The organism is Bartonella sp. AA86SXKL (genome assembly GCF_042196885.1).
Genome location: NZ_JBHIRE010000519.1, coordinates 1 through 245, shown reverse-complemented (window position 1 = coordinate 245; position 245 = coordinate 1). Strand labels below are relative to the sequence as shown.

Genomic DNA, 245 nt, shown 5'->3' with positions numbered 1-245 from the left:
TTTTCTACCGCTATCGCTTAAGTTTATAGCCTAAAAATAAAAACAAACACCATAGAGGAATAATAACAACGGCCAAACTCATATCAGGCATCTGCATAGGTATATATGTTTCAAGAAAAGACATCTTTATTCCTATCATATCAAAAAGCCTAGTCATTAATCCATTTTTTCCAAAGCCACTTACAAACATAATGCAAAATAATAAAGCAAGAAAGCAGAGGCAAAGATAGTTAGCGTAAGGATAT

1 pseudogene is annotated in these 245 nt (G+C 32.2%); it reads right to left on the bottom strand.

Annotation, left to right across the window (positions count from 1 at the left end):
* Nucleotides 1-10: 10 nt before the first annotated feature.
* Nucleotides 11-245 (bottom strand): annotated as a pseudogene (locus ACFIO5_RS13015) (aromatic amino acid transporter AroP); the annotation flags it as partial.